The sequence below is a fragment of the Dactylosporangium sp. NPDC005555 genome (assembly GCF_040605635.1).
In the GTDB taxonomy this organism is placed as follows: Bacteria; Actinomycetota; Actinomycetes; order Mycobacteriales; family Micromonosporaceae; genus Dactylosporangium.
In genome coordinates, this window is the sequence record NZ_JBEXDG010000063.1 from 25,688 (window position 1) to 51,557 (window position 25,870).

General features: G+C 72.9%; 18 protein-coding genes. 5 read left to right on the top strand and 13 right to left on the bottom strand.

The window, feature by feature from the left end; translation table 11 throughout:
- The first annotated feature begins 10 nt into the window (after positions 1 to 10).
- Positions 11 to 1,258 (top strand): MFS transporter, encoded by a 1,248-nt coding sequence (locus tag ABZS58_RS42260; RefSeq protein ID WP_354789573.1) that lies wholly within the window; start codon positions 11 to 13, stop codon positions 1,256 to 1,258.
- A 106-nt stretch (positions 1,259 to 1,364) separates the two neighbouring features.
- Here the strand turns inward: ABZS58_RS42260 and ABZS58_RS42265 are convergent, their stop codons facing one another.
- On the bottom strand, positions 1,365 to 2,021 hold the full coding sequence (locus ABZS58_RS42265; protein WP_354789575.1) for a hypothetical protein: 657 nt from the start codon (positions 2,019 to 2,021) through the stop codon (positions 1,365 to 1,367).
- 127 nt (positions 2,022 to 2,148) lie between these two features.
- Between ABZS58_RS42265 and ABZS58_RS42270 the strand changes: the two genes are divergently transcribed.
- On the top strand, positions 2,149 to 3,411 hold the full coding sequence (locus ABZS58_RS42270; protein ID WP_354789577.1) for an MFS transporter: 1,263 nt from the start codon (positions 2,149 to 2,151) through the stop codon (positions 3,409 to 3,411).
- Between the two features lie 79 nt (positions 3,412 to 3,490).
- On the opposite strand, the gene ABZS58_RS42275 is transcribed toward ABZS58_RS42270, so the two are convergent.
- The 6 genes from ABZS58_RS42275 to ABZS58_RS42300 form a co-directional block, all read right to left on the bottom strand.
- Complete coding sequence (locus ABZS58_RS42275; protein WP_354789578.1) at positions 3,491 to 4,009, bottom strand: hypothetical protein; 519 nt, start codon at positions 4,007 to 4,009, stop codon at positions 3,491 to 3,493.
- A gap of 60 nt (positions 4,010 to 4,069) precedes the next feature.
- Positions 4,070 to 6,106, bottom strand: a complete 2,037-nt coding sequence (locus ABZS58_RS42280; protein WP_354789580.1) for a prolyl oligopeptidase family serine peptidase — start codon at positions 6,104 to 6,106, stop codon at positions 4,070 to 4,072.
- A gap of 4 nt (positions 6,107 to 6,110) precedes the next feature.
- Entirely contained in the window at positions 6,111 to 8,381 is a 2,271-nt protein-coding gene (locus ABZS58_RS42285) for an EAL domain-containing protein (protein WP_354789581.1), read from the bottom strand.
- A 119-nt stretch (positions 8,382 to 8,500) separates the two neighbouring features.
- Positions 8,501 to 8,707 (bottom strand): hypothetical protein, encoded by a 207-nt coding sequence (locus ABZS58_RS42290; protein ID WP_354789582.1) that lies wholly within the window; start codon positions 8,705 to 8,707, stop codon positions 8,501 to 8,503.
- Between the two features lie 13 nt (positions 8,708 to 8,720).
- Entirely contained in the window at positions 8,721 to 10,082 is a 1,362-nt protein-coding gene (locus tag ABZS58_RS42295; RefSeq protein ID WP_354789583.1) for an NAD(P)/FAD-dependent oxidoreductase, read from the bottom strand.
- A gap of 10 nt (positions 10,083 to 10,092) precedes the next feature.
- Positions 10,093 to 10,353 (bottom strand): hypothetical protein, encoded by a 261-nt coding sequence (locus ABZS58_RS42300; protein ID WP_354789585.1) that lies wholly within the window; start codon positions 10,351 to 10,353, stop codon positions 10,093 to 10,095.
- A 190-nt stretch (positions 10,354 to 10,543) separates the two neighbouring features.
- On the opposite strand from ABZS58_RS42300, the gene ABZS58_RS42305 reads away from it, so the two are divergent.
- Entirely contained in the window at positions 10,544 to 12,478 is a 1,935-nt protein-coding gene (locus tag ABZS58_RS42305; RefSeq protein WP_354789587.1) for a S8 family serine peptidase, read from the top strand.
- Between the two features lie 64 nt (positions 12,479 to 12,542).
- Here ABZS58_RS42305 and ABZS58_RS42310 read toward each other — a convergent pair whose 3' ends face one another.
- Positions 12,543 to 17,546: a type IV secretory system conjugative DNA transfer family protein gene (locus ABZS58_RS42310; protein ID WP_354789589.1), complete on the bottom strand. Its 5,004-nt coding sequence runs from the start codon at positions 17,544 to 17,546 to the stop codon at positions 12,543 to 12,545.
- Positions 17,543 to 18,106: a hypothetical protein gene (locus ABZS58_RS42315; protein ID WP_354789590.1), complete on the bottom strand. Its 564-nt coding sequence runs from the start codon at positions 18,104 to 18,106 to the stop codon at positions 17,543 to 17,545. The genes ABZS58_RS42310 and ABZS58_RS42315 overlap by 4 nt, the downstream gene beginning before the upstream one ends.
- 185 nt (positions 18,107 to 18,291) lie before the next feature.
- Here ABZS58_RS42315 and ABZS58_RS42320 point away from each other — a divergent pair, with 185 nt between their 5' ends.
- Both ABZS58_RS42320 and ABZS58_RS42325 read left to right on the top strand, forming a co-directional pair.
- Positions 18,292 to 20,139 carry a hypothetical protein gene (locus ABZS58_RS42320; RefSeq protein WP_354789592.1) on the top strand — a complete coding sequence of 616 codons (1,848 nt, stop codon included), beginning with the start codon at positions 18,292 to 18,294 and terminating at the stop codon, positions 20,137 to 20,139.
- A 25-nt stretch (positions 20,140 to 20,164) separates the two neighbouring features.
- Positions 20,165 to 20,497 carry a trypco2 family protein gene (locus ABZS58_RS42325; protein WP_354789593.1) on the top strand — a complete coding sequence of 111 codons (333 nt, stop codon included), beginning with the start codon at positions 20,165 to 20,167 and terminating at the stop codon, positions 20,495 to 20,497.
- A 9-nt stretch (positions 20,498 to 20,506) separates the two neighbouring features.
- Here ABZS58_RS42325 and ABZS58_RS42330 read toward each other — a convergent pair whose 3' ends face one another.
- The 4 genes from ABZS58_RS42330 to ABZS58_RS42345 form a co-directional block, all read right to left on the bottom strand.
- Positions 20,507 to 21,316 (bottom strand): serine hydrolase domain-containing protein, encoded by an 810-nt coding sequence (locus ABZS58_RS42330; RefSeq protein WP_354789595.1) that lies wholly within the window; start codon positions 21,314 to 21,316, stop codon positions 20,507 to 20,509.
- A gap of 54 nt (positions 21,317 to 21,370) precedes the next feature.
- Positions 21,371 to 22,987 (bottom strand): glycosyl hydrolase family 18 protein, encoded by a 1,617-nt coding sequence (locus ABZS58_RS42335; RefSeq protein ID WP_354789597.1) that lies wholly within the window; start codon positions 22,985 to 22,987, stop codon positions 21,371 to 21,373.
- Positions 22,988 to 23,156: 169 nt separating this feature from the next.
- Positions 23,157 to 23,603 carry a GNAT family N-acetyltransferase gene (locus ABZS58_RS42340; protein ID WP_354789599.1) on the bottom strand — a complete coding sequence of 149 codons (447 nt, stop codon included), beginning with the start codon at positions 23,601 to 23,603 and terminating at the stop codon, positions 23,157 to 23,159.
- Positions 23,604 to 23,675: 72 nt separating this feature from the next.
- Positions 23,676 to 25,844 (bottom strand): MMPL family transporter, encoded by a 2,169-nt coding sequence (locus tag ABZS58_RS42345; protein WP_354789601.1) that lies wholly within the window; start codon positions 25,842 to 25,844, stop codon positions 23,676 to 23,678.
- Between the last annotated feature and the right edge of the window lie 26 nt (positions 25,845 to 25,870).

Here is a 25,870-nt window from a genome sequence, read left to right on the forward strand (position 1 = left end):
GCGTGCTGCGGTGGCGGTGAGCAAGGAGCGCCGGCTGTGGGCGGCGGCCACTGCGGGCAACCTCGGCGACGGCGTCTACCGGGTCGCGATCGTGCTGCTCGCCGCCCGCCTGACCAGCGACCCGGTCGCGTTCTCGGCGCTGACGGCGCTCGGGTTCGTGCCGTGGCTGGTCCTCGGCCTGCCCGCCGGCGCCCTCGTCGACCGCTACGACCGCCGCCGCCTGGCGCTCCTCGTCGGCGCCGTCCGCACCGGCGTCCTCGCGGCGCTCCTCGTCGCGGTCGCCACCGGCACGGTTTCGCTGTGGTTGCTGTACGGCGTGGTCCTCGTCCTCGGCGCGGGCGAAACGGTGTACGACACAGCGGTCATCTCCATGGTGCCGGCCGTCGTCGCCGACCGGGAACGCCTGGAGACGGTCAACGGCCGGTTCCAGGGCGCCGACATACTCGCGCAGAACTTCGTCGGCCCGCCCCTGGCCAGCGCCGTGTTCGCGGTCGCCGCGGGCGGCGTGTTCGGGATCAACGTCGCCTGCTACGCGATCGCGGCGCTGCTCATGCTCGCGCTGCCCGGCACGTACCGCGCGGCGGGGACAGAGCACACAGCGCCGATCGGACGGGCGATCGGCGAGGCGGTCCGGTTCGTGCGCGGCCACCGCGTCCACCGCGCGATGCTGTCCGTGGTGATCGTCCTCGGGTTCGCCAACGCGATGGCCACCGCGCTCGTCGCCCTGTGGGCCCGCGAGACCCTAGACGTGCCGGAGGCCGCGTTCGGCGTGTTCCTCCTCGCCGCCGCCGTCGGCGGGCTCCTGGGCAGCCAGACCGCGGCCCGCCTCGCCGCGTGGACCGGCCGGGGCCGCGCGATGGCCCTGGCCGCGATCGTCACCGGCCTCGGGCTGCTGCTCGCTTCGGCGACCGACAGTGTGTACCTGGCGGCGGCCGCGTGGGCGCTGACCGGCTGGGCGATCCTGGTCTGGAACGTCGTCTACGGCTCACTGCGGCAGCGGCTCACCCCGGACGCGCTGCTCGGCCGCACCATCGGCATCTACCGGGTCGTCGCCTGGGGCGTCATGCCCCTCGGCGCGATCGCCGGCGGCGTCCTCGCCGAAGCCGGGGACCTGCGCACCCCGATCCTCGTCGCGGGCCTGCTCACCCTGGCCGCCGGCGGCTTCGCCGTGTTCCGCCTCACCAACGCCCGCGTCGACGCCGCGATCGCCGCCGCCGACGAGGCGGCGGGCCCTGGCGGCGATCCCGTCCCGGCGTGATCCCGGAACGTGCGGGCCGGCGGCGCCCGGTGCTGACCGGCCCGCCGGCGAAAGGGTTCCGGCCCGCCGCGCCCTCCGTGGTCCGGAAGGTGCGGGGCGGCGGCGCTCAGTGGTGGTCGCGGCGCAGCGTGATCTGGAACGTGCGGGCCGGCGGCGCCGGCTCCGTGCTGAACGACGCCAGCAGCGTGCACGACAGCGGCGCCTCCGGGGCGGTGATCCGGTGCGCGGTCACGTGCGCGGAGTCCCAGTGGATGCGCGGCAGGTCCCGGCTCGGCCCGAAACACGCGTCCAGCTCGGCCCGGGTCAGCACGGGCTCGACGAAGTGGATGACGACGGCGGACAGCCCCGCCATGTCGTTCACCGACAGCTCCAGGCGGGCGGTGCCGGGCGGGCTCGGCTGCACGAACAGGCGCCCGAAGTCGTCCTGCGTCGGCGCCGGCAGGCCGAGCAGCGCCGCGACCTCCGCCGGGTGCTCGGTGGTGACGCCACAGATCCGCCGCGCCCAGGTCCACAGCAGGTCGGTGGTGATCGGCCGGGCGACCAGGTCCAGCAGGTGCGCGGGTGCCGGCGGGCGCCGCCACACCGTGGGCCAGTCGTCCAGGTCGACCATCTCGGATCCGTCGACGATCAGCGTGTACAGCGGCTCCGCCGGAAAATCGTTGACCCGCACGGTGAGGGCGCGCCCGTCCACCTCGGCGTGATACGGGAACTCGCCGTCACCCGAGTGCTCCCACCGGATGGGAGTGGCGATCAGGTCGCTCATGGCGCATGTCCTCAAACAGGAGGGCAAAGTGGACCTGGACAGCGTATGGGGTGTCCGCAACCCCACACGCGAGAGCCGTCACACCTGGCCCCGATCCGGGGCCACCGGGACTAGCGTCCATGGCGTTATGCGCCGTCATGTCATGTGGGCGATCGGGCTCACCGCGTACATCATCGCCGTCTTCCACCGCTCGTCGCTCGGGGTCGCCGGGGTCGAGGCCACCGACAGGTTCGGGGTCGGCACGTCGCTGCTGGCCTTGCTGTCGGTGGCGCAGCTCGCCGTGTACGCGGGCATGCAGATCCCGGTCGGGGTGCTGCTGGACCGGTTCGGGTCCCGCAGGATGCTGGTCGCCGGCGGGCTGCTCATGGTCGCCGGGCAGCTCCTGTTCGCGTACGCCGCCGACATCGGCCCGGCGATCGCGGCGCGCGTCCTCATCGGCGTCGGCGACGCGATGACCTTCATCAGCGTGCTGCGGGTCGTCGCCATGTGGTATCCACCGCGCCGCAACCCCCTGATGGTCCAGCTCACCGGCATGGTCGGCCAGCTCGGCGCCCTGTCGTCGGCGGTGCCCCTCGTCGTGCTGCTCCGCGACGTCGGCTGGACGGCGACGTTCCTCGGCTCGGCCGTCCTCGGCGCCGCCGCCGTCGCCCTGGTCGCGGTGACCCTGAAGGACGCCCCTGTCGCCACGACGACGGCGGCGGCGCCCCGGGCACTCAAGCTGTCCTGGGAGCATCCCGGGACGCGGCTCGGCCTGTGGACGCATTTCGTGGCCCAGTTCTCCGGCAGCGTGTTCGCGCTGCTGTGGGGCTTCCCGTTCCTGACCCAGGGCGAGGGCCTCGCCCCCGCGACCGCGGCCCTGCTCCTGTCCCTGCTGACCGTCGGCGGCATCGTCCTCGGCCCGCTCGTCGGCCATTTCTGCGGCCGGCTCCCGTACCACCGATCGACCCTCGTCCTGGGCATCGTGGCAAGCTCGGCCGTCGCGTGGGCCGTCGTCCTGCTGTGGCCCGGCCGCGCTCCCGTCACCGTCCTGACCGGCCTCGTGCTCGTCCTGGCCGTGAACGGCCCCGGCTCGATGATCGGCTTCGACTACGCCCGGTCGTTCAACCCGGCCGGCCGCATCGGCGGCGCGACCGGCATCGTCAACGTCGGCGGCTTCGTCGCGTCGATCCTCGTCATCATCGGCATCGGCGTGATCCTCGACCTGCAGACCCCGGCCGGCGCCGCCCACCCGTCGCTCGGCGCGTTCAAGTGGGCGTTCGCCGTCCAGTACGTGCTCTGGGCGTTCGGCGCGGCCCAGGTCTGGCGCTACCGGCGCACCACCCGCCGCATCATGCCCCCGGAACACCTGGCCGCCATGCGCCGCGGCGAGTCCCTGCCCGCGACCGGGTAGGGCCGCGGCGACGACCTCCGACCAGGCAGCGGGTGCCGGCCGGGGCCGACCTGCGGCGTGACGCTCCGGTGACCGGAGCTCACGTGTCCGCCGGTCGGCGGCGCAGTTCGCGGATCACGCCGTGGCGTTTCAGGGACCAGGCCAGGCGGCGGGCGTGGCGGTGCCGGAGCATGAGGATCAGTGCCTCGCGGACCAGGGCCCAGCGGCGTCCCCGGGACTGGTGCTCGGCCACCCTCCAGATCGTCGCGCGCAGCGACGCCGACTCGAGCGCGTCGCGCAGGTCGGCGCGGGTGTCCGGGTCGTCCAGTGCGGAGCGGATCGAGCGGGCCAGGTCCGGGCGGTCGGCGAGGCCGCCGGCGATACCGGCGGTGAGGTTGTCCCGGATGTCGGCGTCCTCGACGAGCAGCAGCGTCGCGTGCCGGATCTCGGCCGTGTCCAGCCCCGAGCGGAGCAGGTCCATCGCGCGCCGCTCGACCTCGTGGTCCTGCTCGTCGACGCAGAGCGCGGCGAGCAGGCCGGGCACCTCGTCGAGGTCGATGAGGTGCCGCAGACCGGCCCGGAACTCGGGCCGGTCCCAGGCGAAGAGCAACGCCTTCACGAAGTGACGATCCATGCCCGCTGATACCCGCGGACCGCAGCGCCGGAAACAGGGCGGGGGCTACGGGGCCAGGGTCCGCCAGAGGAACTCGAAGGCCAGGGCCCATTTGAAGGCGAGCTGGGAGTTGTCGGCGGCGCCGCCGTGGCCGCCTTCGATGTTCTCGTAGTAGGTGACGTCGTGACCGTTTTCGGTCAGGCGGGCGACCATCTTCCGGGCGTGGCCGGGGTGGACGCGGTCGTCACGGGTGGAGGTTGTGATCAGGGTCGGCGGGTACGGGACGCCCTGCCGCACGTTCTGGTACGGGGAGAACAGCCGCAGGTACGCCCAGTCGTCGGCGGCGTCCGGGTCGCCGTACTCCGCCATCCACGACGCGCCGGCGAGGAGCAGGTGGTAGCGGCGCATGTCCAGCAGCGGGACCGCGCACACGATGGCGCCGAACAGGTCCGGGTAGCGGGTCAGCATGACGCCCATGAGGAGGCCGCCGTTGGAGCCGCCCTCGATGCCGAGCTGGGCGCGGGTCGTGATGCCCCGCTCGACCAGGTCGGCGGCGACGGCGGAGAAGTCCTCGTACGCGCGGGGCCGCTTCTCCCGCAGTGCGGAGCGGTGCCACTGCGGCCCGTACTCGCCGCCGCCGCGGATGTTCGCCACCACGTATGTGCCGCCGCGGGCGAGCCAGCCGCGGCCGATGATCGGGCTGTAGGACGGGACGCGGGACACCTCGAAGCCGCCGTAGCCGCTGAGCAGCGTCGGCGCGGGGCCGCAGGAGGGGTCGCCGACGACGAAGTACGGGACCTGCGTGCCGTCGGCGGACGTGGCGAAGAACTGCCGGGTGGTGATGCCGTCGGCGGGGAAGTAGGACGGGCCCTGCTTGAGGACGGTCGGCGGGTCGCCGCCGAGCACGCCGTGGCGCAGCGTCGGCGGGAGGGCGAAGCCGCTGGACAGCAGCAGGTACTGCTCGTCGGCGTCGGCGTTGGTGTCCCACACGTCGGTCTGGCCGAGTTCGGCGCCGCCGAGGACGGTCCGCTGCCATCCGCCGTCGACGTGCCGGGCGATCTCGAGGCGGCTCTGCACGTCGGAGAGGAGGACCAGGAGCAGCCCTTCGCGGGTCCAGTCGCTGTACGACAGCGACGTGTGCGGGTCGGGCGTGAACAGCGTCGTCAGGTCGCGGCTGCCGGCGAGGAACGCGGCGAGGTCGACGATGAGCAGCGACCCGGCCGGGTGGGTGGCGCCGCCGGTCTCCCAGTCGGTGCGCACGCGGATGAGCAGCCAGTCGCGGTGCAGGTCGATGCCCGCGTCGTCGGGCACGTCGAGCCTGGTCAGGGTGCCGTCGACGAGGAGGTGCCGCTCGGCGTGGAAGAAGTCGATCGAGCGGCGGATCAGGGCGCGCTCACCGTCGGCCGACGGGTCGCTGGACGCGCGCACCGCCACGTCCTCGGCGGCGCCCTCGAAGACCAGCGGCGCCTCGGCGAAGGGCGTGCCGCGCCGCCAGCGGCGGACCTGCCTCGGATAGCCCGAGGTTGTCATCGAGCCGGGGCCGGTGTCGGTGCCGACGAAGATCTCGTCGATCGTGATCCAGCTGACGTCGCTCTTCGCCTCCGGCAGGGTGAAGCCCCCGTCGACGAACTCCTTGGCGTCCAGGTCGAACTCGCGGACGACCGACGCGTCGGCGCCGCCCCGCGAGAGCGAGACGAGGGCCCGGTGGTCCCCGGCGAGAGGGCCGCGGCGCAGGTACGTGACGCCCTGCCAGACCCAGTTCTCGTCCTCGTCGGCGGCGAGCGCGTCGAGGTCCAGGACGGTCTGCCAGGACGGCTCGTCCGCGCGGTAGTCGTCGAGGGCGGTGCGCCGCCACAGGCCGCGGGGGTGGTCGGCGTCCTTCCACAGGTTGTACACGTGGCCGCCGTGCCAGGCGATCATCGGGATGCGGTCGTCGGCGTCCAGGACGGTGCGGATCTCGTCGCGCAGCTCCGCGAAGCGTGCCGTGCCGGTGAGCTCGGCGACGGTCTCGGCGTTGCGGTCCCGGACCCAGGCCATCGCGTCGGCGCCGTCGACCTCCTCGAGCCAGAGGTGGGCGTCCTCAGCGGTGATCGTCTCGGTCATCGGATCAGTCTGACCGAACCGCGGCCGGGGTTGCCACGCGGATCGCCCAAGTGGCGGCATATGTGGCCGGGTCGACCGCCTTCCCCCACAGCCAGCCCTGCGCGAGGAGTACACCCAGCGACTGCAGGACGTCACGCTGCGCAGTGGTCTCGACGCCCTCGGCGACGACGGCGAGGTGCAGGGCGCTGCTCATCGCGACGACGGCCCGCACGATCTCCTCGTCCTCGGCGCTGGAGCCGAGACCGTTGACGAACGACCGGTCGATCTTCACCCCGGTGACGGGGTGGCGGCGCAGGTACCCCAGCGCGGAGAACCCCGTGCCGAAGTCGTCGACGGATATCCGTACACCGAGCGCCCGGAGCTCCAGGAGCACGCGTTCGGTCAGGTCGCTGCCCTCGACCATGACCGATTCGGTGATCTCCAGGACGACGTTGGCCGGTGGCACGCCCGCCCGGCGGAGGGTGGTGCCGAGCCGCTCCGCGAACGCCGGGTCGCCGAGCTGCCGCGGCGAGACGTTCACGGACATCCAGAAGTCGTCGTCGACGACCCCTTCGGCGCGCCACACGGCGAGCTGCCGGATGGATTCGCGCAGCACCCACGCGCCGAGCGCGGAGATGAGGTTGGAGTCCTCGGCGACGGCGATGAACATGTTCGGCCCGATCCAGCCGCGGACCGGATGCTGCCACCGGCACAGCGACTCCGCCCCGGCGGGCCGGCCGGTGCTCATCGCGACGATCGGCTGGTAGGCGATGCTGAGCTGCTCCTGGGCGACGGCGGCGCGCAGCGCGACCTCGATCTCGACCCGCTCGCGGACCGCGTCGCGCATCGAGGCGTCGAACACGGTCCAGCGGTTGCGTCCGGACTCCTTCGCCCGGTACATGGCGGTGTCCGCGTCGCGCATGAGGGTTTCCGCCTGTACGGCACCCTTGGCCGACTGCACGATGCCCATCGACGCGCCGATGACGACGTCGGCGGTGCTGCCCTCGGCCGTGACCACCACGAGGGGCCGCTCCACGCACTCCATGATCCGTCGTGCGTTGGCCATCGCCTCCGGCTCGGTGCACCGCTGCACGACGACGAACTCGTCCCCGCCGACCCGCGCGACCGTCGCGGTCGCCGGCAGCGCCTGCCGCAGCCGGGCGCCGACGTCGATGATCAGCTGGTCCCCGGCCGGGTGCCCCCAGGAGTCGTTGACCAGCTTGAACCCGTCGAGGTCGAGGTAGAACATCCACACGTTCGCGGCGCTGACCGGCTTGTCCTCCGTCAGCAGCCGCTCGACCATGATGCTCAGCATCCGCCGGTTGGGCAGGCCGGTCAGCGGGTCGTGGGTCGCCTGATGCTCGAAGCGCCGCTGCGCGGCGACGTGGCTCTGCACCGCGTCGGACGCCCGCACCAGCAGCAGCACGACGATCGCCGCGCCGCCGAGCCCGAGCGCGAGACGTTTCGCGGTGGTCTCCGCGCCGAGGGTGACGGTGAGCACGAACGGCGCGGCGACCGCCGGCCCGATCACCAGCATCCGCGGCAGCGACCACGCCTGGATCGGCAGCGGCGTCGCCCGCGCGAGGGCGCTCGCGGTCGGGTGCAGCGCCGCGGCCCCGCCGACCGTGAACGCCAGCAGGAACGGCAGCGCCATGATCGGTGGTCCGGTCACGTCGCCCTCGCGCCCGATGATCGCGTACCCGAGGTCGCCGAGGAGCAGCAGCACCATCATCGCGCCGAGCAGCATGAACGCCGGCTGCCGGACCGCGGTGGTGAACGCCAGGTTCGCCACCAGCAGCACGGTGACGGTGTCCAGCAGCGGGTACAGCCCGGCGATCAGCGTCACGATCAGCGGCCGCCCGGGGATGGCCGCGGCGGGCAGCACGAACAGCAGCGTCGAGGTCAGCGCCGCGCCGATGCACACGATGAGCCCGTCGAGCAGGGCTCTGCGGTCCATGCCCCACCGGTTCAGGAACGTGACGAGCCCCGCGATGAAGAATCCGAACCCGCACACGGTGCACATGTCGCCGAGCTGCGCGACCGGCGCCGGCTGCTCGACGAGCATCGGCCTGATGATCATCCCGGTCAGGAAGAACACCCCGGCGGCCGTCATGAGCCGCCACGGCCGCCGGGGACGCACGTTGTGCAGCCTGGGCCCGAAGGCCCACGCGATGACGCACGCCCCGCCGATGACCCCGGAGGCGAGGCCGGCGGCCACGTTCGCCGCGTACAGGGCCGAGCAGACGACGCCGAGTGCCAGGAACGCCGGCCAGAGCCGGTCGCGGCGCAAGCCCACCTGCCCCCTCCAGCATCCTCGTCGTGAGCCTCTTATCGGCCGCCGCCGTGCTCCCTTGAGAAGATGCCGCCGCCTGCCGCGACGTTAGCAGCGTCGCGTCGGTCCGCTGGCGGTGACGCTCACCCGGCGGTGGTGCGCTGTGTCAGCGTCGGGGTCCCCGGGCCGGTGATCTCGCCGGTCTCCAGCGGGCGGCCGGAGACCGCGAGCAGGAGGGCGACGGCGGATCCGCGGACCTGCGGACCGGTGCCGCTGTCGACGGGCGCGTCCGAGGCGATGAGCCGCAGGCCGCTCGCGTGCTCCTTGCCGCCGCCCATCTTCACGGACACCCGTCGACAGATCTCAAGCGCGCAGGTCGCGCAGGGCGTCCTCGATGCCGCGGTGGAAGGTGGGGTATGCGTAGATCATGTGCCTGAGCGTCTCCACCGGGACGGCCGCGTGCACCGCGACGGTCAGGGCGGACAGGACCTCGCCGCCGGCCGGGCCGGCGGACGTGGCGCCGACCAGGACACCGCGGGAGGTGTCCTCGACGAGTTTGATGAAGCCCTCGTTGCCGGCCTTGTGGATCCAGCCACGCGACGACGACGAGACCTGGGCGGTGCCGACCCTGACGGACATGCCCGCCTCGCGGGCCTGGGCCTCGGTGAGGCCGACCGCGCCGATCTCCGGGTCGGTGAACGTGACCCGCGGCGTCGCCCGGTAGTCGGCGGGCGGGCCGTCCTGTCCGAGGATGTCCCGGATCGCGATGCCCGCCTGGTACATCGCCATGTGCGTGAACGCGCCGTGCCCGGTGACGTCGCCGACGGCCCAGACGCGGTCGGCGGCGCGCATCCGGTCGTCGACGGCGATGCTGCGCGCCGAGGCGTCGAGACCGAGGTGCTCGACCCCGAGCTTCGACAGGTCGACCTTCCGGCCGGTGGCGACCAGCAGCTGCTCCGCGGTGACCGACCGCCCGTCGGCGAGGGCCACCGTGAACCGGCCGGCGTCATGGCGCACCGACGTCGCGGAAACACCGGCGTGCACGGTGACGCCGTCCCGGACGAGCGCGGCCTGGGCGACGTCGGAGGACTCCGGCTCCTCGAGGGCGACGAGCCGGTCGGCGGCCTCCACGACGGTGACGGCCACGCCGAAGCGGGCGAAGACCTGTGCGAGCTCGACGCCGATCGCGCCGCCGCCCAGCACGATCAGCGCGCCGGGCAGCGTGGCGACCTCGATCGCCTCGCGGTTGGTCCACAGCGGGGTGTCGGCGAGGCCGTCGATCGGCGGGACCGCCGGCTCGGTGCCGGTGCCGATCACGATCCCGCGGGTCGCGTGGAACACCCGGTCGCCGACCGTGACCTCGGACCGGCCGGTGACGCGGGCCCAGCCGCGGACGAACGTGACGCCCTTGCCGACCAGGCGGTCGACGGCGACCTTGTCGTCCCACGAGTCGGTGGCCTCGTCGCGGACGCGTCGCGCGACCGGCGCCCAGTCGGCCGTGACGTCGGCCGTGCCGGCGAGCTCAGGCACCCGGCGCGCCTCGGCGAGCGCGTTGCCGGCGCGGATCATCATCTTGCTCGGCACGCAGCCCCAGTAGGGGCACTCCCCGCCGACCAGCCGTCCCTCGACGCCGACCACGCGCAGACCCGCCTCGGCGAGCCGCCCGGCGACCTCCTCGCCGCCGACACCCAGACCGACCACCACAACGTCCACGGTTTCCGCCATGGTGCCAACCCTAGGGCGCGTCGTCGTCCGATGCGCTCACAGAGCGGGAACGGATGCCGCGGATGCCACGGACGCCCAGCACGCCGACGGCGGTGCCGAACAGGAGCGACACGGTGATGAGCAGGACGTGGATCCAGAAGAACGCCGAGCCGTGCGCGGACGTCCACGACCGCTCGTCGTCCCAGATCGCGAGGAGGAACCGCGGCCAGATCAGCCAGCTCCACAACGCGACCACGATCAACAGCAACGACCACCGCCGGGACAGCACCACGGGGGCAGTATGCCAGCGGGCGGCGTCAGGCGTTCGAGGTGGCCGGGCACCGGGGGTATGACAGCAGGTCAGAAAGCCTGTCGGGCGTTCGGCGCATTGTGGTCACCGGCTCGTGACTTTCGGTGCACGGCACCGCATCGTGGTGATTCGAACGCACTGAGTGAGTGCGCTCGTGCTCCATGGATGGGGGATGCGGATGAGGAAGCCGATGACGGGCCGCCGTCGACTGCGCGCAGGCGCGTCGGGTCTGGTTGCCGTCGCGACGTCGTTGGGGCTGCTCGGGCTCGGCGGTCCCGCCGCCGCCGCGACCAGCCCGGAGCCGGGCGGTGGCAGCCGCCTGGGTGGCGGCTGGTCCGCCGACGAGTGGCCGGCCGGCGCCGGCACCACGCTCAAGAGCGTGCGCTCGATCGTGAAGGCCGACAGCGGCGCCGCGGCGTCGCTGACCGGTCAGGGGGTCGGCATCGCGCTGATCGACACGGGGGTCGCCCCCGTGGCCGGGCTGCCCGCCGCGCAGGTCGTCAACGGCCCGGACCTCTCGTTCGAGTCGCAGTCCGGGCAGCTGCGGTACCTGGACACCTTCGGCCACGGCACGCACATGGCCGGCATCATGGTCGGGCAGGACCCGGCGTCCGGCACGATCGGCCTGGCGCCGAAGGCGAAGGTGACGTCCGTCAAGGTCGGCACCGCCACCGGCGCCAACGACGTGTCGCAGATGATCGCGGCGATCGACTGGGTGGTGCAGAACCGCAACCACGACCCGTCGAGCCCGATCCGGGTGCTCAACCTGTCCTACGGCACCAGCGGTATGTCCGCCTCGACCGTCGACCCGCTGATGTACGCCGTCGAGCAGGCGTGGCTGGCCGGGATCGTGGTCGTCGTCGCCGCCGGGAACGACGGCAGCGCGACCACCGCGCTCACCAACCCCGCGATGGACCCGTTCGTCCTGGCGGTCGGCGCGTCGACGACGAACAACACCATCGCCACGACCGACGACGACCTCGCCTCCTACACCAACAACTCCAACCAGGCCCGCAAGGTCGACATCCTGGCGCCCGGCACGTCGATCGTTTCGCTGCGCGACCCGGGTTCCAACGTCGACCAGCAGTACCCGAGCGCCCGCGTCGGCGACACCGGCTTCAAGGGCAGCGGCACGTCGCAGGCCGCGGCCGTCACCGCCTCCGCGGTGGCGCTGCTGCTGCAGCAGCGTCCGTCGCTCACCCCCGACCAGGTCAAGAAGCTGCTGACCAGCAGCGCGACGGCGCTCACTACGGGCGCGGCGAAGGCGCAGGGCCTCAAGGAGCTCAACGTCTCCGCCGCCGTCGCCGCGGCCACCCCGGCCGCGACGCAGACCCTCACCAAGGGCAACGGCACCGGCTCGCTGGAGACCACCCGCGGCGGCAACCACCTGTCGTTCAACAACGTCGACCTCAAGGGCGAGCAGTCCATCTTCGGCCCGTTCAACGGCACCGCGTGGGCCAGCCTCGCCGCGCAGAAGACCAGCTGGAACGGCGGCATGTGGATGGGGTACCGCATGGCCGGCGACACCTGGACCGGCGCCGGCGGCACCGGCGGCACGGGACAGGTCACCGGTTACGCGGGCAAGTGCGTCGACGTGCAGAACCGGCAGAACATCAACGGCACCCAGATCCAGCTGTACGACTGCAACAACACCCCGGCGCAGTACTGGGTGCTCGCCGCGGACGGCACCGCGCAGGCCCTCGGCAAGTGCATGGACGTCACCGCCGCGGGCACCGCCAACGGCACCAAGGTCCAGCTCTGGGACTGCAACGGCACGCAGGCCCAGCAGTGGCGGGTCAACACCGCCCGCCAGCTGGTGAACGCCGGGTCGAGCAAGTGCCTCGACGTGAGCGAGTGGAACTCCGCCAACGGCGCCCAGCTGCAGATCTGGGACTGCCAGGACCAGGACAACCAGCGCTGGGTCCCGCCGTCGGCGTCGCGGACCTGGGCCGCCGCCTCGTGGCAGGGCTCGCCGTGGACCGGCACCGGCTCGTGGAGCGACCCGGAGTGGTCGGAGCAGTACTGGACCGGCCACTACTGGTCCGGCCACTACTGGAGCGGCCACTACTGGTCCGCCGACGCCTGGGCGACGTCCAGCTGGTCGTAGATTCATCGCACCACGGGGCGCCCTCGGTTCGCGAGGGCGCCCCGCCTGCGTTGCGGCGCGGGTGTCAGAGCGGCTGCCGCCCGAACTCGAGGAAACCGTCGAACTCCGGGTCGCCCTCGATCGGCGGTCCGGCGTCGCGGATCAGATCCTCGTCGTGCGTGGAGGACCGCAGCACGATCGTGTCCGCCGCCAGGTTGTCGTAGATGCACATCGCGGTGCCGGCCGGCATCCGCCGCAACGACCGGGGCGCGGTCCCCGTCCGATCGTCGATCAGGATCTCCCGCAGGAACCGGCTGGTCTCCGGGTCCCGGTTGTTGGGCAGCAGCAGCAACGCGGAATGGTTGTTGGCGATGCTGTACGCGCGTGACTCCTTGTACAGGCCCTTGATCTGCGCGATGTCGTGGAACACCGTGACCAGCTGGATGTTGGTGCCGGCGGAGGTGGTGGCGAGCGTGTCGAGGCTCTCGATCGTGGCGATGTTGCCGGCCTCGTCGAGCAGCAACAGCAGCGGCAGCAGCGTCTCGCCCAGCGCCTGCCGCCGGTACGCCTCCGCGATCACCCGCCGGATGAGGGCGGTGAAGATCGGTGCCAGCAGCTCCTGGTCCTCCGGCGGCGCGCACAGGTACAGGGTGTTCGGCTCCCCGTCGAAGAACCCCGCCACGTCGAAACCGGACACCGAGTTGCGTTGCACGGCACTGGAGTCGTACGCCGACAGCAGCGTCGCCGCGACACCGTAGACACTGGAGCGGGTGTTGTCGGCGAGGGCCTGAATCCCGTTGAAGCCGGCGATCGCGTCGAGCTCGCGGGTCACGTTCAGCCGGGCCCGGACCTCCGCGTTCTCCATCGAGTGCACCCACCGGACGACCTCGACCATGCTCTGACCGGTGCGGGCCGCGGCGAACAGCAGCGACTGCAGCAACTGCGTCGCGGCCGTGTACCAGTACTGCGAGTCCGTCACGCCGCTCATGCCGGCCACCCGGCTCGACTCGGTCAGCGACCGGGCCGTGACGATCGCGCCTTCCCACGTGTGGCAGTCGTCGAGGGGGTTCCACGGTTTCACCGCACTGCCGTGCACCATTCTCGCCGCCGGTTCGAACACCGACACCTCACCGACACCGCGCCGCTTGCGGACGGTGGCGCTGAGCACGTCGGTCCGCACCGACGTGACCAGCGCCGGGCCGTGCCACTCCAGCAGGGTCGGCGTGACGAGGCTGGTCGTCTTGCGGCTGCGCTGCGGGCCGAGGACCAGCACCGGGCGGAACTGCTCCGCGGCGATGCGCTCCTGCCGGTAGGTGCCGAGCACGACCCGGTGCAGGAACGGTGCCGGGTCGTGCTCGGTGGGCTCGCCGACCACGAGGGCCGTCAGGGTGTCCGCGTCGCCGCCGGCGGAGGGCAGGACGGCCGCGCGCCGCTGAGCACCGCCGGTGTCGGCACCGGTCAGCTCCGCGGCGCACTCCGCCGTGCGGGCCTCCAGGAAGACGATGTCGTCGTGGTCGCCCGGCATCACCGTGACGACGTTCAGGAGGTTGCGGGCGAGCCGGAAGTCACGGATGGCGTCCGAGGGCCGGTCCAGCAGCTGGTACAGCTCGCCGCGCAGCGCGAGGACCAGCGCGTGCTGGCGGCGGCTGGTGTCGCTCGGCACGACCTCGACCCGCCGCTGGGCCTGACGCACCGCCTCGTCGCCCGCGGCGAGCGCGTCGTCGGGAAGCTCGGCGTCGATCGCGGCCCGCATCGTCAGGATGAGGCAGCCGACGAGTTCGGCCAGGCCGGTCTCCGGCGCCCGCTCGGCCAGTATCCGTGCCGTGCTGGTCGCCTCCCGCGCCGAGGCGAGCGCCCCGGCCGGGTCTTCGATGTGGTCCAGCAGCAGCAGTGCCCGCATGACCAGCAGGGTCTCCGTCAGCGCCGCGCTCGCGGGCGCATCGAGCCGGCGGAGCGTCGCGATCGTCGCGTCGAACGCCTCCAGCGCCTGCGGGTACCGTTCGGCCGCGGCGAGCGTCGTCACCCGCGCCAGCGCGGCCGGGACCAGCAGGCCGTAGTTCAGCCTCGGCCGCTGCTGGTAGAGCTCCTCGACGAGCGCGTACGCCAGCGCGGCCTCCCGCACGCCGCGGTCCTGCTGGCCCAGGACGGACAGCAGCTCCGCGAGGTACAGCCACGCCGTGGCGTACTGCATGCCGAACAGCGCCGGCGCGTCCTCGTAGAGCCCGCGGTAGATGCCGCGAGCCTCCTCGACGAGGCGCAGCGCCTCCTCGTCGTGATGGTCGGTGTAGACGACGGCCGCGCTCATCCGGGTCTGTGCGCGGGCCGCGCGGGAGGTCTCGCTGTGCGGATCGGGCAGCCCGTCGGCCTCCGCGACGCTCTGCGAGGCCAGCCACAGCGCCTCCTCCAGCTCGCCGTTGGCCTCCCGCAGCGTCGCCAGGTACCCGGTGTACATGCAGCTCTGCGGTGACGACGTGGTCAGGTGACCGCGGGCGCGCTCGATCTCCAGCATCGCCTCCGCCACCTCACCGGCGACCATCAGCGTGAAGCCGTGCTGCGCCAGGGCCTGCGCCGCCAGCAGCGCGGGGAGCGTGTCCGCGACGTTGGCGGCCTCCTTGGCCACCCGCCGCGCCGCCGGCATGTCGTAGTCGGCGACGTACGCGGTCCACAGGCTCGAACGCGCCTCCGCGAGCTGCGCGGCGTAGCGGCTGGGATCACCCGCGGCGGCGTCCACGGCGATCCGCACGGCCCGCTCGGCGTTGCCGACGGCGGCGGCGGTGTTGCCGGTGGTGGCCCGGACCATGGCGTGCGACGCGAGGACCTTGCCCAGCCGCGGGTTGCGGCTCATCGCGGGGAACCGCGACACGTAGGTCATGGCCTCGGTCGAGGACGGCAGCGCCGACTCGAGCCGGCCGGCGTTCAGATACGCCTGGGTGGTCTTCTGCAGCAGGTCCACCGCCCGCTCCACGTCACCGAGCGCCTGCCAGTGCTGGACCGCCTGCTCGTAGACGACCGCGGACAGGTGCTGCAGCCGCGAGTCCGCCGGGAAGGTCTGCTCCGCGGCGTCGGCCGCCGCCTCCGGGAGCGTGACCAGCGCCAGCGCCGACGCGACCCGGTCCGGCAGGACGATCGCGTCCGAGTGCGGGTCGGTGTGCGTGGCGGTGCCGATCGCCTGCGCGACGAGCTCCGGCAGGTGCTGGGCGAGCGCGCCGGTCAGCACGGTGAGCGCCGCGCCGGCCGTCGACGTGTACGGCGACCCGCACATGCGCAGCAGCACCTCCAGCATCCGGGACCGCTGCGCGGCGGTGCCGGCGACGGCGAAGAGCCGCCTGGCCCGGTCCCGGTCGAACAGGTGCCGCACGATGAGCCGCTCGCCGAGCAGGTCCGGTTGGACCGCGGGCAGGTACGCGCCGTCGCTGTACAGATCGTGCAGCTGCGCCGCGATCGTCGCCGCGCGCCCGGCCTCGTGCCGGAGCGTCTCCACGACGGTGAGCAGCTCGCCCGCGTCGTCGGCGTCGACCGCGTCCACGAAGCTCGCCACGGCCATCACCTGTCTGCGCACGGACGGGCTCGAGGCCAGCTCACCGATGACCGGTGCCCAGAACTTGTTGTCCTCGCGGTCGAGGAGCAGGTCGAGCAGTTCGCCGGCGGCGTCCTCCGCGGTGGCCGGAACGTCGGTGGTGGTGTTGCCGTCCAGGACGTCCAGCAGGGCGCGGGCGTGCACCAGCAACGGCGTGGTGAACACCACGAGACGTTCCTCGATCGCGGCTCTCGCCGGTGCCTCTCCGGGGGCGATGGAGTGCAGCGCCGCGTACGCCTCCCGGGCGGCGAGGTACTGCGTGACCCGCTCGTCCGCCGGGTCCTCCTCGTCCTGCAGGTCGACCTGGACCGCCGGGGACTCGTAGTCCATGTCGAACGCGGTCCGCAGCCGCCGCAGGAACACCGCCGCCGAGCGGGCGAGGAACACGATCCGCACCGGCTCGGACCGGTCCACCCCTCGCAGCCCGCTGATCAGGTCGGCGGCCACGGCGGCGTTGTTGTCCATGTAGTCGAGCACGAGCAGGATCGGCCGGCGGACCGTGCCGAGCGTCGGGCGGCCGGTGCCCGGCTCGATCGAGGCGAGCCCGGCGATCCAGCCGCGATCGAGGGCGAGCTGGCAGAGCTCGCCGGCGAGCCGGCTCTTGCCGCTGCCGCCCGGCCCGGACACCACCGCGTAGCTGATCGCCGGCTCCGGCTGCTCGAGCCAGTCCGTGAGCGAGCTCAGCACAGCCGTCCGCCCGGTGAACGGCACCACCTGGTACTTGGCCTTCAGGGGCGCCAGCCACGACCGCCGCAGCAGCCGCCGGACGTCGTCGTTCGCCGGTGGTCGCGGCGAGGCGACCCTGACCCGCAGCTCCCCACCGACGTCGAATGCCAGCAGGTGGCTGAGCTGATGCCGGCCGGTCACCTCCCACTGCGGCGGCAGCCACGGGCGCAGCCCGGGATCGTCGGCCAGCCGCTGCGCGGTCACCGCTTCGAGCCGGCGCCCGCCGAATGCCCGCTGGTCGTCGGTCACGACACCGAGCAGGTGGCCGCCGACGGTGAACACCGCCGCGCCGGACAGTCCGGACCAGCCCGGCCGGTCGGGCCGGTTGCCGTCGGCGGCCCGGACGGCCACGGCCGACTCGACGTCCAGTGACAGCACGTCCGGTGGGCCGGACAGTTCGCTGGTCACCCCGCGGACCGTCTCCGGGTTGCGTCCCGGGCCGTACGCCTGCGCGGCGGGAAAGCCCGTCGCGGCGAACGGCAGCCCGTCGGTGACGTCGATGACGCCGATCGTCAGCGTCTGATCGGTCCGGTCCGAGACCGCGAGCACAATGAGGGCGACGTCGATCGCCGGGTCGGTGGCCACATGGATCTCCGTCGCCACGGTCCAGGCGGGCGCGGCACCTGTGGCGGTGGCCCGGCGGACGCGGACCTTGGCCGGGTCGCCGTCCCAGCCGTCCACGACGTGCCGGGCGGTGAGCACGAGACCGGGGGCGACGATGACCCCCGATCCGTGCCGGCCCGGCTCGCGGAGGATCTCGACGAGCTGCTCCGGGCGTGGGATCACGCGACCTCCCGTGCGGCGTTCTGGTCGGAGGACGGATCGGGATCGAGGCGCACGGCGACCGGCGAACCGGCCCGTTGCGCCCAGGGCGCGCCGCGGCTGTCGACGTACCGCAGCAGCAGCTGTTCGACCTTCACCGGCGGGCCGTGCAACGCGAATGTCGCGTCGTACGTGTGATGCGGCGGGAGCAGCGCCCTGGCGTCGAACTGGGGCTCGCCCTCCGGCGGCGAATACATGACCAGCAGGTCGTAGGCGAAGTCGTCGCTGGCGTTGTGGACGCGCACGACGACGGCACCGGGCAGGTTCGCCGCGGGTTCGCCGCTGTACTGCTGGACCACCGTCAGCGCCAGCCGCCGCGCCTGCCGGGCCAGCCGGTCCTCCTGCGCGGTCAGCGCCGAGCTGCTGACCGCGCGGCTCATGAGCGCGAGCTGACGCGCGGCGTGCTGCAGCTCCCGGTTGGTCTGCCCGGCAGACCTGGCCAGCCGGGACAGCGACACACACGCCCATATCAGCAGGGCGAGGGCCACCGCCGCGGCGGCGAGCAGAACCTCCCGATCGGACACGCGGCGATCGTAGGCAGGACGGCGGGCCGCGGTGTAGACCGGCGAGTCCACCGAACGCACACACTGTGCCAGCCGTTACTCACCGACGGCAACCCACTCGCGGTGTATCGATGTCCTGACCGTCGTCGAATCCACGGCCTTCGTGCTACTGCCAAGGCGCCGCCGGGACCGGCACGATGGGCGGCATGCGCGCACCCGACGACGTCGCCGACGCGGTCGCGGCCCTGCCGTCCCGGTGGCCCGCGGCCCGCGCCGAGCGGTGGCTGCGGCACATCGCGACCGGCCTGGCACGGCACGGCCGGCACCGCTGGCGCTGGTGGGAGGCGGTGGGCAGCAGGCCGGGTCTGCCGTCGGAGGGCGGCGGTCCCGGGCAGGCCCCGGCGGCGGTCTGGCTCCGGCGCACCCCGGTGGGGCCGGGTGAGGCGGCCGGCATGTTCCCGGTCATGTGGATCCTGCTGGCCGCGCTGGTGACCGGGCTGTGGTTCGGCGCGCCGCCCTTCACGCGGTGGGCGAACCGTACGTTGGTCGACGGCTCGCAGCTGCGGTACTACGAGGCGATCCAGGGCTGGCTCGGCGAGCAGGTCGGCAGGTTCACGGACCTCGTCGGCGGTACCGCGGCCGCGATCGCCGTGGTGTCCCTCGTGCCGGCGGTCGGTGTCACGGTGGAGGAGCTGTTCGGCTGGCAGGCGGTCCCGCCGGCGGCCACGTCCCGCGGGACCCTGGCCCAGCACCGCCGGGCGGCAGGGCACCGCGCCGCCGTCCTGGCCGGGCAGGCGCTCGGCATCGGCGCGGTGGTGTGGCTGTTCGTCGACGTGCTGCTGCCCACGTACCGGCGGCTGGCGGCGGGGGCCGGCACGACGGTGACCGCCGCGACGCCCGGATACCTGTGGGTGGGCGGCGCCGGGCTCGCCGCCTATCTCCTGTTCGCCGGCGTGCGGCGGCCGGCCGGCATGCCGTGGCTGCGTTTCCAGGTCCTGCGGGCCGTGCTGGCGCTGACGCGGCGGGCGCCGTGGCGGATCCACCGGTTCCTCGACGACGCCGTGGCCGCCGGGATACTCGTGGCGGAGCGTGGTGGCTACGCGTTCCGGGACCCGGGCCTGGTGCAGCGGCTCTGGCCCGAGCGGCTGCGGGCCCCGGCCGGGGAGGGCGGCGGATGGCTGAGGGCCGAGGGTGACCGCCTGGCCGGCGAGGGGGAGCACGCGGCGGCACTGACCCGCTGGCGGGCGGCGGCCGCCCTGGGCGACGCCACCGCCGCGGTGGCGGCCGCGCGGTTGCTGTCGCAGCAGGCCATGGCCGCGTCGTCGCCGCTGCGCACGGTGCGGACGCTGCGGGCCGCCATCCGCGCCTGGGAGACCGCGGGCACCGAGGCCGCCGGTACCGAGGCGACTGGCGCCGAGGCCGCCGGTACCGGGGCCGCCGTGCGGCAGGAGGCCGAGGGCTTCTACGACGACTGGCCGGCGCGGCCGGCCGCCCGCCCGGTCACGTTCCTGCGGACGGCGCTGCTGCGGCGGCTACGACCGGCACCGGCGGAGGTCGCCACCGCGGCGCCGGCCGCGGACGACGGGCTCGTCCCGGCGCCCGCCCGGTACTCCGAGAAGGCCCGGACGGCCCTCGACGCGGCCGCCCGCGACGTGCCCGACGGCGGACTGCTCGGCACCGGCCGGGTGCTCGGCGCCCTGATCCAGGCCGACGCCTACGGCAACTGGGAGCGCGTCTGGCCCTTCGACCCGGAGTCCTCCAGGCTCGTCGAGGCCGCCGACCTCGACGGCGACGACCTCGGGTGGCAGGAGTGGGCCGGCGTGCCGATGACCGCCACGCTCGAGCGGGCCCTCGTCTGGCTCGGCCGGCTCAGCCGTGAGTTCGGGCTCCGCCCGATCCCGCCCGCCGCCCTGGCCCTCGCGCTCGTGCGGCACCCGGCGTCCGGTGCCGCCCGGACGATCATGCGGGTCAACGACATCACCCATGACGAGGTCCGCCGGTACGTGCACGACGACCTGCTCATCGCCGAGGACGCGGGCATCCGCGACTTCTGACCGACCGCAACCGGAAGGACCAGCCGTGCAACCCATCTCCGCGAACGAACCGTTGAGCATCCCCGAGGCCATGGAGAGCCTGCGCAGCCAGCTGCTGGCAGCGATCGAAGACGCCGACGGCGAGCGGCTCACGTTCGCCGTCGACGCGGTCGAGGTGCAGCTGCAGATGACCGTCTCCACGGTCCGCAAGGCCGAGGGCAGGCTGGCGATCTGGAGTGTGGTCACCGCGGGCGGCGGCGTCGACCACACCAGGTCCCAGGTGCACACCGTGAAGCTCACGCTCCAGCCCACCCTGCACGACCAGGCCGCCGCACCCGCCGGCGCCGACCCCCGGGTCCACATCGCCGACGACGACTGACAGCGATGCTCAGCCGGAGCCGAGGACAGCGTCGGACAGGACGGGCCAGACCTCCGCCGACCACTCGCCGAAGTCGCGGTCGGTCAGGCACGCGCAGGCCAGGCCGGCGACCGGGTCGACCCACAGGAAGGTGCCCGAGCGGCCGAAGTGGCCGAACGTGGCGGGTGAGTTGCGCGAGCCCGTCCAGTGCGGGGACTTCCCGTCACGGATCTCGAGGCCCAGCCCCCAGTCGTTCGGATCCTGACGGCCGAACCCCGGCAGTACACCGGAAACCCCCGGAAACTGGACGGTCGTCGCTTCCGGCATCAGGTCCGGGACCAGCGACGGGTCGAGCAGCTCCTGGCCGAGCAGGGCCAGGTCCGACAGCGGGCCGATGGCGCCGGCGGCGGGGGAGCCCTGCAGCGTGGTGCCGCCCATGCCGAGCGGGCGCAGCACCGAGTCGGTCAGCAGCTCCGCGAACGTGCCGCCGGTGCGGGTCAGCACGAAGTCGGCGAGCAGCTCGAACCCGCGGTTGGAGTAGATCCGCTTCCGGCCGGGCTGCGCGACCTGCGTGTCGTCGTCGAACGCGACCCCGGAGGTGTGCGCGAGCAGGTGCCGGACCGTGGCGCCCTCGGGGGCCTCTGCGCCGGCGGGTTCGTCGAGCGTCACGTCGCCCTTGTCGACGGCGACGAGCACCGTCAGGGCCGTCAGCAGTTTCGTCACGGACGCCCACGGCAGGGGGTCGTCCGGACCGGTGCGGTCGCGGATCCCTTCGGGACCCACGACCGCGACCGATGCGGTGGTGACTGGCCAGGTGCTGACGAGATCAAGAGCGCTCACGCTCTCGAACCTACGGCAGAGCGCTCTCGAACCTACGGCAGCCCGCCCCCGGGACTACGGCAGGGCGTTGAGGAACGGTTCCTGGGTGTTCATGAACTCCCAGGAGTAGTACCGGTCCCAGTTGATGGACCAGGTCATCAGGCCCCGGAAGCTGGGCGAGGTGCCGCCGCGCAAGGTGTACGAGCCGCAGCCCGTCCCCTTGACGAGGCAGTTGACGGCGGCCTGGACGACCGACGGAGCGACATAGCCGTTGCCCGCGCTGACCGCCGCCGGGACGCCGAACGCGATCTGGTCCGCGCGCAGGCCCGGGAACGTCTGACCGGTGTTCGCGACCGGGAAGCCGGCCTTCATCATGTCGGTCATCGCGATGTGGAAGTCCGCGCCGCCCATCGTGTGGTACTGGTTGTCCAGCCCGGTGATCGGACCCGAGTTGTAGTCCTGGACGTGCAGCACGGTGAGGAAGTCCCGGACCGCGTGGATGACCGGCAGGTAGGAGCCGGCCCGGTTGTCGCCCTGCGAGGTGCCGCCGTAGAACTGGTAGCCGAGCTGCACGAAGAACGTCTCCGGCGCCATGGTCAGCACGAACTTGGTGCCGTACTTGGCCTTCAGCGTCTTGAGCGCGGCGATCAGGTTCACGACCACCGGCGTTGTCGGGTTGCGGAAGTCGGCGTCCCCGGCGTTGAGGTAGAGCGAGTGACCCTCGAAGTCGATGTCGAGCCCGTCGAGGCCCCACCGGTCGATGATCGCGCTGACCGAGTTGACGAACGCGTCCCGCGCGGCGGTGGTGGTGAGCTGCACCTGCCCGTTCTGCCCGCCGATGGAGATCAGGATCTTCTTGCCCTGCGCCTGCTTGGCCTTGATCGCGGCGAGGAACTCGGCGTCGGACTCGACGTTCGGACACTCGGCGACCGGGCAGCGGTTGAACCGGATGTCACCGGATGTCACCGACGTCGGCTCACCGAACGACAGGTTGATGATGTCCCACGCGGCGGGGATGTCGGCGACCCGGACGTAGCCGGAGCCGTTGGCGAAGCTGGCGTGCAGGTAGCCGATGAGCGCGTGCTTCGGCAGCCCGGTGACCGGCGGCTGGCTGGTGCTGGGGCTGGTGCTCGGGCTCTTGCTGGGGCTCGCGCTGGGGCTCTTGCTCGGGCTCGGGCTGCTGCTCGGGCTCTTGCTGGTGGTCGGCGACGTGGTCGGCTGTCCACCGGGGCCGTCGAGGGAGATGTCGTCGGCCTGGTACGCGCCGGTGCCGTACCAGCCGTGGATGAACACCTGCACCGACGTCTGGCCGGCGGCGGTGGTGAACGGCACGGTCAGCTTGCTGTAGGCGGTCCCGCTGGTCCAGGTGGACGCGCCGCCGGTGATCCCGAGGTACACGTAGGAGCCGCGGACCCAGCCGGTGAGCGTGTAGGCGGTGCTCGGCTGGACCGTCACCGTCTGCGTGCACTGCGCGGTGTCGGAAGCGGTGGCGTTGCCGTTGAGGGCGTACGACCCGCCGTGCACGGGGCTGGTCACCGCCCCGGACCCGGTGCCGGTGCACGACCAGCCGGACAGGTTCCCGCTCTCGAAGCCGGGGTTGGTCAACAGGTTGGCGGCATAGGCGTTCGTAGTGACGAGCAGACCGGTCACCAGCAGGATCGCGGCGCCGAGGATGAGCGCGATGCGCTTCATGGGGGTGGACCTCCATCGACGGTGCTCGCCATTATTAAGTTTCCTTACTGTTCTTGTAAAGGGCGTGTCGAGTGGCGTGACCGCTACCCCTCGCCAGAACCGCCGGCGACGGCCTCGCCGCCCCGGACCCGTTCGCCCGATCCGGAGGCCGCCGGTAGGCTTCGGGTGGTCACGTGGCCGGCAGCACGAGCCGGTAGCGCTGCTCTTGCCGCCCGCTGCGCGGATGCGGGGTGGGCGGGCCGTCCGGGACCCAGCCGAGCCCGGTGTACAGCCGCACGGCAGGCAGGTTGTCCGCGTAGACGGCGAGCGTTCCGTGCGTGTGTCCGGCCGCCGCGAGCAGGCCCGGCAGGAACAGCATCAGCTGCCGGCCGACGCCGGTGCCCCAGTCGGTGGGCCGCACCCCGACGTAGCGGATGACGGCGCCCTCGACCGCGGCGAACCCCGCCACGGCGCCGGCCGGGTCGAGGGCCACGACGACCGTCAGCCCTGACAGCAGCGGCCGTGCCAGGTGCAGCGGTGCGACAGGCCCGCCGTCGCGGGTGGCGGTCGCCGAGGCCCAGACGGCGGCCGCGCCGTCCAGCAACGCGTCGTCGTCGGTCACCAGGATCCGCGTCATCGCGTCAGTGTGCCGATGCCGGGGCCGGGCGGCGAGCGGGATTCGGCCCGCCGCCCGGCCCCAGCGGGACCGTCAGACCCGGACGGGCTCCGGCGCGGGCTCGGCGGCGAGGTGCTCGCGGAGCTTCTCGCCCTCGATGTCGACGTTCGGCAGGATCTTCGACAGCCAGCCCGGCAGCCACCACGCGGACCGGCCGAGCAGCGACACGACCGCCGGGACGATCGTCATGCGGACCACGAACGCGTCGATGGCGACGCCGATCGCGAGGGCGAAGCCCATCGACTTGATGACGGGGTCGTCGAGCAGGATGAAGCCGGCGAACACCGACGTCATGATGAGCGCCGCCGCGGTGACGACCCGGGCGCCGTGGCCCATGCCGCTGATCGTGGCCTCCTGCGGGCCTGCGCCGTGCACGTAGTCCTCCCGCATCCGGGACACGAGGAACACCTCGTAGTCCATGGCGAGGCCGAACAGGATGCCGATGAGCAGGATCGGCAGGAAGCTGACCAGCGGGCCGGGCGTGTCGAGCCCGACGAGCGATGCCAGGTGCCCCTTCTGGAACACCAGGACGGTGATGCCGAAGGTGGCGCCGACGGTGAGCAGGAAGCCGGCGGCGGCCTTGAGCGGCACCAGGATCGAGCGGAACACCAGCATCAGCAGCAGCACCGACAGGCCGACGACGAGCAGCAGGTATCGCGGCATCGCGTCGGACAGCTTCTCCGACACGTCGATGCCGACGGCGGTCTGGCCGGTGAGCGCGATGTCGGCGCCCTGGATCTGCCTGACCTTGGCGCGGACGTCGTGGACGAGGGTCTCGGTCGCCTCGTCGGTCGGCCCGGTCGTCGGGATGATGGCGAGCAGGGCGGTCCGGCCGTCGCGGCTGAAGTTCGGCGGGGTCGCGGCGAGCAGGTTCGTGGTGCCCTGCAGGACGCCGAGCGCCTCCTGCGCCTTCGCCTTCGTCGTGTCCGGCGAGCCGGTGGACACGACGAGCGCGAGCCGGCCGTTGAACCCGGGGCCGAAGCCCTGCTCGATGAGGTCGGCGGCCTTGCGGGCGGGGGAGTCGGTGGGCCCGGCGCTGGCGCCGGGCAGCGCGATGCGCATGTCCGCGGCGGGGATCGCGAGGGCGCCGAGGCCGATGACCCCGATGAGCAGCACGGGGATGCGGAAGCGGGTGATCGCCCGCGCCCAGCGGAAGCCGAACCCTTCGGCGTGGGTGGGGACGGTGTCGACGGTCTTGCGCAGGCGCCGCGGGAGGATGCGCAGGCCGGCGAAGCCGAGCAGCGCGGGCTGCAGGGTGATCGCGACGAGGACGGCGACCGCGACGGTTCCGGCGGCGGCGAGACCCATCACGGTCAGGAACGGGATGTTGACGACGGCCAGCCCGGCGAGGGCGATGACGACGGTGGCGCCGGCGAAGACGACCGCGGAGCCGGCGGTGCCGACGGCGCGCCCGGCGGCCTCCTCGGGCTCGATCCCGTCGACGAGGTTCTGCCGGTGCCGGGACGTGATGAACAGCGAGTAGTCGATGCCGACGGCGAGGCCCAGCATGAGCGCGAGGACCGGTGCGGTGCTGGTGAGCTGGACGGCACCGCTGAGCGCGAACAGCCCCGCCATGCCGGCGCCGACGCCGATGAGCGCGTTGAGCATCGTCATCCCGGCCGCGACCAGCGCGCCGAACGTCACGACGAGCACGACGAGGGCGATGAGCACGCCGATGCCTTCGGTGCCGCCGACCTCGGGTTCGCTGTTCATGACCTCGCCGCCGTGCTCGACCCGCAGGCCGGCCTGTTCGGCGGCGGCGCCGCTGGCCTCATAGGCGGTGCGCTGCTCGTCGGTGACCTTGTCGGACCGGTCGGCGAACTGCACGGTGATCAGCGCGTACCGCCCGTCCTGCGACACGGCGCCGGTCTGGAACGGGCTGAGCGCGCCGAGGACACCGGGCAGCTTCGACGCCTCGGCGACGAGGCCGTCCACGGTGCTCTTCGACGCCTGCAGCTGCTGGCCTTCCGGGGCGGCGACGACGATCGTGCCGGTCGCGCCGCTGGCCTCCGGGAACTGCGACTTCAGCGCGTCGATCGCCCGCTGCGACTCGGTGCCGGGCATCGTGAAGTCGCTGGAGGTCGCGCCGCGGAACGCGAGCGCCGAGCCGCCGAGCCCGCCGAGGATCACCACCCAGATGATCAGCACGAGCCAGCGGTGCCGGAAGGATGCTCGCCCGAGCCGGTAGAGCACGGTTGCCATGTCGGTCGTCCTTGGGGTCGTCGGAG

Bases quoted from the DNA above. Each gene is read 5' to 3' on its own strand.
- ABZS58_RS42335 (WP_354789597.1), bottom strand. From the start codon at position 22,987: ATGAAGCGCATCGCGCTCATCCTCGGCGCCGCGATCCTGCTGGTGACC.
- ABZS58_RS42305 (WP_354789587.1), top strand. From the start codon at position 10,544: ATGCGGATGAGGAAGCCGATGACGGGCCGCCGTCGACTGCGCGCAGGC.
- ABZS58_RS42280 (WP_354789580.1), bottom strand. From the start codon at position 6,106: ATGACCGAGACGATCACCGCTGAGGACGCCCACCTCTGGCTCGAGGAG.
- ABZS58_RS42295 (WP_354789583.1), bottom strand. From the start codon at position 10,082: ATGGCGGAAACCGTGGACGTTGTGGTGGTCGGTCTGGGTGTCGGCGGC.
- ABZS58_RS42320 (WP_354789592.1), top strand. From the start codon at position 18,292: ATGCGCGCACCCGACGACGTCGCCGACGCGGTCGCGGCCCTGCCGTCC.
- ABZS58_RS42270 (WP_354789577.1), top strand. From the start codon at position 2,149: ATGCGCCGTCATGTCATGTGGGCGATCGGGCTCACCGCGTACATCATC.
- ABZS58_RS42265 (WP_354789575.1), bottom strand. From the start codon at position 2,021: ATGAGCGACCTGATCGCCACTCCCATCCGGTGGGAGCACTCGGGTGAC.
- ABZS58_RS42345 (WP_354789601.1), bottom strand. From the start codon at position 25,844: ATGGCAACCGTGCTCTACCGGCTCGGGCGAGCATCCTTCCGGCACCGC.
- ABZS58_RS42340 (WP_354789599.1), bottom strand. From the start codon at position 23,603: ATGACGCGGATCCTGGTGACCGACGACGACGCGTTGCTGGACGGCGCG.